This is a genomic window from uncultured Campylobacter sp., from assembly GCF_938045225.1.
Taxonomy (GTDB): domain Bacteria; phylum Campylobacterota; class Campylobacteria; order Campylobacterales; family Campylobacteraceae; genus Campylobacter_A.
This window is the reverse complement of record NZ_CALINL010000020.1, coordinates 1-6,879: the sequence shown is the minus strand read 5'-3', so window position 1 is coordinate 6,879 and position 6,879 is coordinate 1. Positions and strand designations below refer to the sequence as shown.

The window sequence follows — 6,879 nt, the reverse complement described above, 5'->3', positions numbered from 1 at the left end:
ATAGTAGATATAGTAAAAACATTGTTGATTATTGCAAGAAAACATTCTAAAATCTTACTTGAAAAAAGAAAAATAATCTGATATAGTGAAATACAAAGTTAACTAATATGTAGTTATAAAATTGAATTAAAGGAGGATTCTGGTATGAAAAAAAGAATGACAATATTTGCATTAACAACAATATTATGTGGTGCAGCAGCTATTACAGAAAATCATAATCAAGCATTTGCTAGAAGTGGATCACATTCAAGTGGACATAGCGCAAACTCGGGAAGAAGCTCACATTCAAGTGGACATAGTGCAAGTTCAGGAAGAAGCTCACATTCAAGTGGACATAGTGCAAGCTCGGGAAGAAGTTCACACTCAAGTGGACATAGTGCAAGCTCGGGAAGAAGCTCACATTCAAGTGGACACAGTGCAAGTTCAGGAAGAAGTTCACATTCAAGCGGACATAGTGCAAGCACGGGAAGAAGTTCACATTCAAGCGGACATAGTGGAAGTTCAGGAAGAAGTTCACATTCAAGTGCACACAGTGCAAACTCAGGGAAAAACTCACACTCAAAAGGACATAATGCAACAGTAGGAAGAAGTACAAATTCAAAAGGACATAGTGTAACTACAGGAAAAGGTTCAAATTTCAAAGGACATACTGCAGTAGTAGGAAGAAATTCAAATTTAAAAACTACTAATGCAGCTACAAAGGGGAAAAATGTTAACACAAAAAACGTAGCTAATTCTAAAAATAGTACCACTTCTCTAGTTGCTAATCATAATAAAGCTTATAATAAAAAATCTAATGAGCCAACTAACTATAATAATATAGTAAATTCTCATTTAGATACTTTAGTTGTAGGGCATAACAAAGCTTTTACAAAAAAATCAACAAAGCCAACTAACTCTAAAAACATAGCAATTTCACATTTAGATGCTATAGTTGCAGAACATGACAAAGCTTTTATAAAAGAATCAACAAAGCCAACTAGCTCTAAAAATCTAATAAATTCACATTTAGATGCTATAGTTGCAGGGCATAACAAAGCTTTCACAAAAAAATCAACAAAGCCAACTAATTCTAAAAATATAGCAATTTCACATTTAGATACTATAGTTGCAGAACATGACAAAGCTTTTATAACAAAAACATCAAATTCTAAAACTGTAGCTACTAAAAAAAATACTGATAAAAACGCGAAAAAAGTTAATTTAGTTAATAAAGAAAAAGCGGTAGATCCAAAACTAACAGCTAATAATAAGACTGTGGTTGATACTAAAAAATATAAAACTAAAGAAGAAATTAGTAAATTATCTACGGCACAGTTATTAAAGGATATAATTAAAAATAGAGATGGTAAAGGTATTACTCAATTACATGGGAATTATTGTGGCCCAGGGCACGGGGATATAAAAAATGGTCCTCCTCCTGTAGATTTATTAGATTTAGGCTGCAAAATACATGACGAGGGTTATGATAAAAAGGGATATTTTAACAGAGATGTAAACAATAGATTTATAGAATTTGTTAATAAAAATGCATCTAAAATGAAACCGGCAGAAAGAGAAAAAGCCTATTATTACGCTGAAGGATTTGAACGTATGAATAAAACTCCTTTACAAGAAGTAGCAAAAGTAGCTAGTATTATTAGCGCTCCAGTAAGAATGGCGTATAATTTAATTTCTGATGGAGTTAAGGGAACTGTAAATTTAATTTCGAAAGGAGTTAAGGCGATAGGAAGTCTTTTTAATTCAAATAGAATTATTTCATTTGGAACTGTTCCGCATAGAAATATAGAACGTGCAGGAGACAGAGGAAGTGGGAATAATCCATTTCTATTACAAAATCAACCAAGAAGAGCTCGTTAGTTTATAAGATATTATTTTATAACTATAATAAAAGAAGTGTACTCTATATTTAAAACTTAATATTTATTATTGTCGAAAATCGAAAGCATATCAAAGGTAGTAATGCGGATTTTTGAGGAGTATGAATTTATGCGTTATTTTGACTTTATTTGTGCTGCTTATTATTAAATTTTATCCTTTTTGAAAATGTAAAGCGGCCGATTAATGATAGATTTTGGAATTTAGCTCTATAATAAAAGATTTTTAAAAAACATAAGAAATTTTAAGGCGGAAATATGTCAAAAATAATGAAAACTATGGACGGAAACGAGGCTGCGGCGCACGCGGCTTACGCATTTACGGAAGTTGCGGGCATCTACCCGATCACTCCTAGCTCGCCGATGGCTGACTACACTGACCTTTGGGCAGCGCAGGGCAAGAAAAATTTATTTGGTATGCCGGTAAAAGTGGTCGAAATGCAAAGCGAAGGCGGCGCAGCTGGCACGGTGCATGGCTCGCTACAAGTCGGCGCGCTAACTACGACCTACACAGCTTCTCAAGGCCTACTTTTAAAAATTCCAAATATGTATAAAATAGCAGGCCAGCTCCTCCCTGGTGTCATCCACGTCTCAGCTCGCTCTCTAGCAGCGCAGGCTCTTTCAATATTTGGCGACCACCAAGACATCTATGCCTGTCGCCAAACCGGCTTTGCTATGCTAGCAAGCGGTTCAGTGCAAGAGGTGATGGATATAGCAGGAGTTGCGCATTTAGCGGCGATTAAGGGTAGAGTGCCGTTTTTACACTTCTTTGACGGCTTTAGAACGAGCCATGAAATTCAAAAGGTCGAGGTGCTTGACTACGCGCACTTTGATAGACTTCTTGACCGCGAGGCTCTGCAAAAATTTAGAGACAATGCGCTAAGCCCAGAGAGCCCAAAAACTCGTGGCACAGCGCAAAATGACGATATCTACTTTCAAACAAGAGAGCTAAGCAACCGCTTCTATGACGCAGTGCCAGATATCGTAGCAAACTACCTAGCTGAAATTTCAAAGATCACTGGCCGCGACTACAAGCCATTTAACTACTACGGCGACCCTGAGGCTACGCGCGTCATCGTAGCTATGGGCTCAGTTACGCAAACTCTTGAAGAGGTCGTGGATTATCTAAACGCAAAAGGCGAAAAGGTGGGCATTATCAAGGTGCATTTATACCGTCCATTTAGCACGAAGTACCTATTTGACGTGATGCCAAAGAGCGTGAAAAAAATAGCCGTTCTTGACCGCACAAAAGAGCCTGGCAGCCTTGGCGAGCCACTATATCTTGATATAAAAGCTGCATTTTATAGCCAAAAGGACGCCCCGATCATAGTTGGCGGCAGATACGGCCTAAGCTCAAAGGACGTCGATCCTGCGCAAATGCTAGCTGTATTTGAAAATTTAAACCAAAGCGAGCCAAGAGATGGCTTTACGGTGGGTATCGTTGATGACGTAACCTTTACGTCGCTGCCAACTGGAGAGAAAATTTCACTAAGCGATGAGAGCGTTAAAGAGTGCTTATTTTACGGCCTTGGCGCTGACGGCACCGTGGGCGCAAACAAAAACTCGATAAAGATCATCGGCGACAAAACTGACCTTTACGCGCAAGCATATTTTGCCTACGATAGTAAAAAATCAGGCGGCTACACACGCTCGCACCTTCGCTTTGGCAAAAAGCCGATCCGCTCGACTTATCTCGTCTCAAATCCGCACTTTGTAGCCTGCTCGGTCGCAGCATATCTTGAAATTTACGATGTGATTGACGGCATCAGAGAAAACGGCACGTTTTTGCTAAACTCTATCTGGGACGCAGAGCAGACTATAGCAAAGCTGCCAAATAAAGTTAAGAAAATTTTAGCTAGCAAAAATATAAATTTCTACATCATAAACGCAACAAAGCTAGCACACGACATCGGCCTTAAAAACCGCACAAATACCATAATGCAGTCGGCATTTTTCAAGCTTGCAGACATCATACCATTTGAAGATGCGCAAAAATACATGAAAGAGTACGCGCACAAAGCCTACGCCAAAAAAGGCGAGGCGATCGTGCAGATGAACTACAACGCTATCGATGTCGGCGCAAACGGGCTCATAAAGGTGCCGGTTGATCCTGCGTGGGCAAATTTAACAGATGATGAGCAAAAAGAGGAAAAATATATCGGCAACAGCTTCATCGAAAACGTCGTAAAACCGATAAATGCAGCTCGCGGTGACAGCCTGCCAGTCTCAGCCTTCATAGGCTACGAAGACGGCCACTTTGAAGCTGGCACTACGGCTTACGAGAAGCGCGGCGTTGGCGTCATGGTGCCAAAATGGATCGAGCAAAACTGCATCCAGTGCAACCAGTGCGCATTTGTCTGCCCGCACGCTGTAATCAGACCATTTTTGATAGACGAAAACGAGCTTAGCGCAGCCCCTGATGGCGTAAAAGAGCACAATTTAGAAGCCAAAGGCAAAGAGGTCAAGGGGCTAAAATACAAAATCCAAGTAAGCCCGCTAGACTGCACTGGCTGCGAGCTATGCGCGCAAAACTGCCCAAGCAAGGAAAAATCGCTCGTCATGGTGCCGCTTGAAGAAGAGCTGGGCAAAAACGAGCAAGAAAATGCTGATTATCTATTTAAAAAAGTAGCTTACAAAGACGATCTCATGAACAAAGAGAGCGTTAAGGGCGTTGGCTTTGCTAAGCCGCTCTTTGAATTCCACGGCGCTTGCCCTGGGTGCGGCGAAACTCCGTATATCACGCTTATTACAAGACTCTTTGGCGAGCGCATGATCGTAGCAAACGCGACTGGTTGTAGCTCGATCTATGGCGGCTCTGCCCCATCTACTCCGTACACTACAAATGACGAAGGCAAGGGCGTTGCGTGGGCAAACTCGCTATTTGAAGACAATGCTGAGTTTGGCATGGGCATGAACGTAGCGATCGAGACCATGCGCCACCGCATCGAAGACATAATGAGAAACAACGTAGATAGCGTGCCAAACGCACTTTCAGCGCTTTATAACGACTGGATAAATTTCAAAAATGATGGCGTTAAAACACAAGAGATCACGAAAAATTTATTGCCTATTTTAGAGCAAAATTTAAGCGCGCCAGGCGTTAAAGAAATTTTAGAGCTTAAGAAATTCCTAGTCAAAAAGTCGCAGTGGATCATCGGCGGCGACGGCTGGGCGTATGACATCGGCTTCGGCGGACTTGACCACGTGCTAGCAAGCGGCGAGAACGTAAATGTGCTAGTGCTTGACACCGAAGTTTATTCAAACACTGGCGGCCCAAGCTCAAAATCAAGCCGCGCTGGCTCAATAGCGCAGTTTACGGCTAGCGGCAAACCGGCTCAAAAGAAAGACCTTGGCTACATCGCAATGACCTATGGCAACATCTTTGTCGCACAGATCAACTCAAACGCAAGTCAAGCAAACGTGATAAAAGCGATCGCAGCGGCCGAAGCATATGACGGCCCAAGCCTCATCATCGCCTACTCTCCGTGCATCGCTCACGGCATCAAAGGCGGCTTGTCGCAGTCAGGCGGTCAAGGCGAGCTAGCGACCAAGTGCGGATACTGGCCGACATATCTATACGATCCGCGCCTTTTAAAAGAGGGGCAAAATCCGCTAAAAATCACCTCAAAAGAGCCAGACTGGTCGCTTTATGAAGAGTTTTTACTAAACGAGGTTCGCTACAACTCGCTTAAGAAAACCAACCCTGAGCACGCAGACGAGCTACTGGCTAAAAACAAAGCCGACGCGCAAAGACGCTACCGCCAGCTAAAACGCCTAAGCTTGGCTGACTTTAGCGATGAGATCGAGTCTAGCTCGGAAGCCTAGGCTAACGAAAGCGCCGAGTAGGGCGCAAATTTCTCTCGCCCAAATTTTACGGGCGATGGAAAATATCTGTAAATTTAGCCGCTCGTTTGGGCGGTTAAATTTGCTTTCAAATTTGAAATTTTAAATTTAACGCAGCAAATTTAAAAGGCGCAAAATGAGTCAAACCCATCCTTTTAAACCGATTTTCGATAAAAACTCTAAAATTTTAATCCTCGGATCCTTCCCTTCCGTCGTTTCTCGCAAGTTGGGCTTTTATTACGCAAATCCGCAAAATCGCTTTTGGCGGGTGCTGGCTCAGATTTTAAATGCTCCGCTGCCTGCAAGCACGGATGAAAAGATAAATTTTTTGCTCGCTCACCGCATCGCTATCTACGACGCTGCGATCTCGTGTGAGATAAAGGGCTCGAGCGATGCCAAAATGACCGCCGTCTCGCCCGCAAATTTAGAGCCGATCTTTAAAACCGCAAATATCACGCAAGTCTACGCGAACGGCGGCAAGTCGCATGAAATCTGCGAAAAATACCTAAAAACTCAAATTTTAAACGCAACCGGCAAAGAGCCGATCAAACTGCCGTCCACAAGCCCAGCGAATGCAAATTTTAGCTTTGAAAGGCTCGTGCGCGAGTGGCTGAGTGTGGTGGATATGTTAAAAGATGGCGAATTGGTTTAGTAATTGGTATTTTGCACAAATAAGGTCATATGTTATTTGTATATATTATTTATAACAAATGAATTTATAATTTGAAAGTATGTGTCTTGCATTTTAATAAAATCGTTTTCGTTATTGGAAGCAAACATAATTGAAATCTCATAATTTTTATAATATGTAATATATGCATTGTTGATAGATGCCAATTGCTTATTTAATCTTTTGCCAGTAGAAACATAAATCATATTGGTAGCTGGTAAATTTTCTATATATGTTAATTCACACTTAAAAAGTTTTGATGGCATATTGTTTGAATTTAAGTTATTTATCACCAAATCGCAGTAACTAAGTATATTGCTTTCATCTAATACAAATTCCTCAAACACGTCTCTAACTATTACCATTATAATGTCTGATGGGTTTTGGGGGTTAAGAAATTTCAATGCTACATTTGGGCGATAAGTTTCTTTTGAAACGTCAAAACCAACGTATTTATCGCCTTCAGTGAATTCGAATGGTGGGAATGTA

General features: G+C 41.2%; 4 protein-coding genes. 3 read left to right on the top strand and 1 reads right to left on the bottom strand.

The window, feature by feature from the left end; genetic code table 11:
- Positions 1-144: 144 nt before the first annotated feature.
- The 3 genes from Q0200_RS01450 to Q0200_RS01440 all read left to right on the top strand — a co-directional run bounded on the left by Q0200_RS01450 (position 145) and on the right by Q0200_RS01440 (position 6,372).
- A complete protein-coding gene (locus Q0200_RS01450) occupies positions 145-1,860 on the top strand; it encodes a hypothetical protein (RefSeq protein WP_297936917.1) in 1,716 nt (571 codons plus the stop codon).
- Between the two features lie 275 nt (positions 1,861-2,135).
- Positions 2,136-5,702: a pyruvate:ferredoxin (flavodoxin) oxidoreductase gene (gene nifJ / locus Q0200_RS01445; RefSeq protein ID WP_297936915.1), complete on the top strand. Its 3,567-nt coding sequence runs from the start codon at positions 2,136-2,138 to the stop codon at positions 5,700-5,702.
- Positions 5,703-5,856: 154 nt separating this feature from the next.
- Positions 5,857-6,372, top strand: coding sequence for a DNA-deoxyinosine glycosylase (locus Q0200_RS01440; protein ID WP_297936913.1), 516 nt, complete (start codon positions 5,857-5,859; stop codon positions 6,370-6,372).
- A gap of 32 nt (positions 6,373-6,404) precedes the next feature.
- On the opposite strand, the gene Q0200_RS01435 is transcribed toward Q0200_RS01440, so the two are convergent.
- A partial coding sequence (locus Q0200_RS01435) for a hypothetical protein (protein ID WP_297936911.1) occupies positions 6,405-6,879 on the bottom strand: 475 nt, incomplete at its 5' end.

Excerpts from the sequence above, each read along its gene's own strand:
- nifJ (WP_297936915.1), top strand. The coding sequence starts at position 2,136 with ATGTCAAAAATAATGAAAACTATGGACGGAAACGAGGCTGCGGCGCAC.
- Q0200_RS01440 (WP_297936913.1), top strand. The coding sequence starts at position 5,857 with ATGAGTCAAACCCATCCTTTTAAACCGATTTTCGATAAAAACTCTAAA.
- Q0200_RS01450 (WP_297936917.1), top strand. The coding sequence starts at position 145 with ATGAAAAAAAGAATGACAATATTTGCATTAACAACAATATTATGTGGT.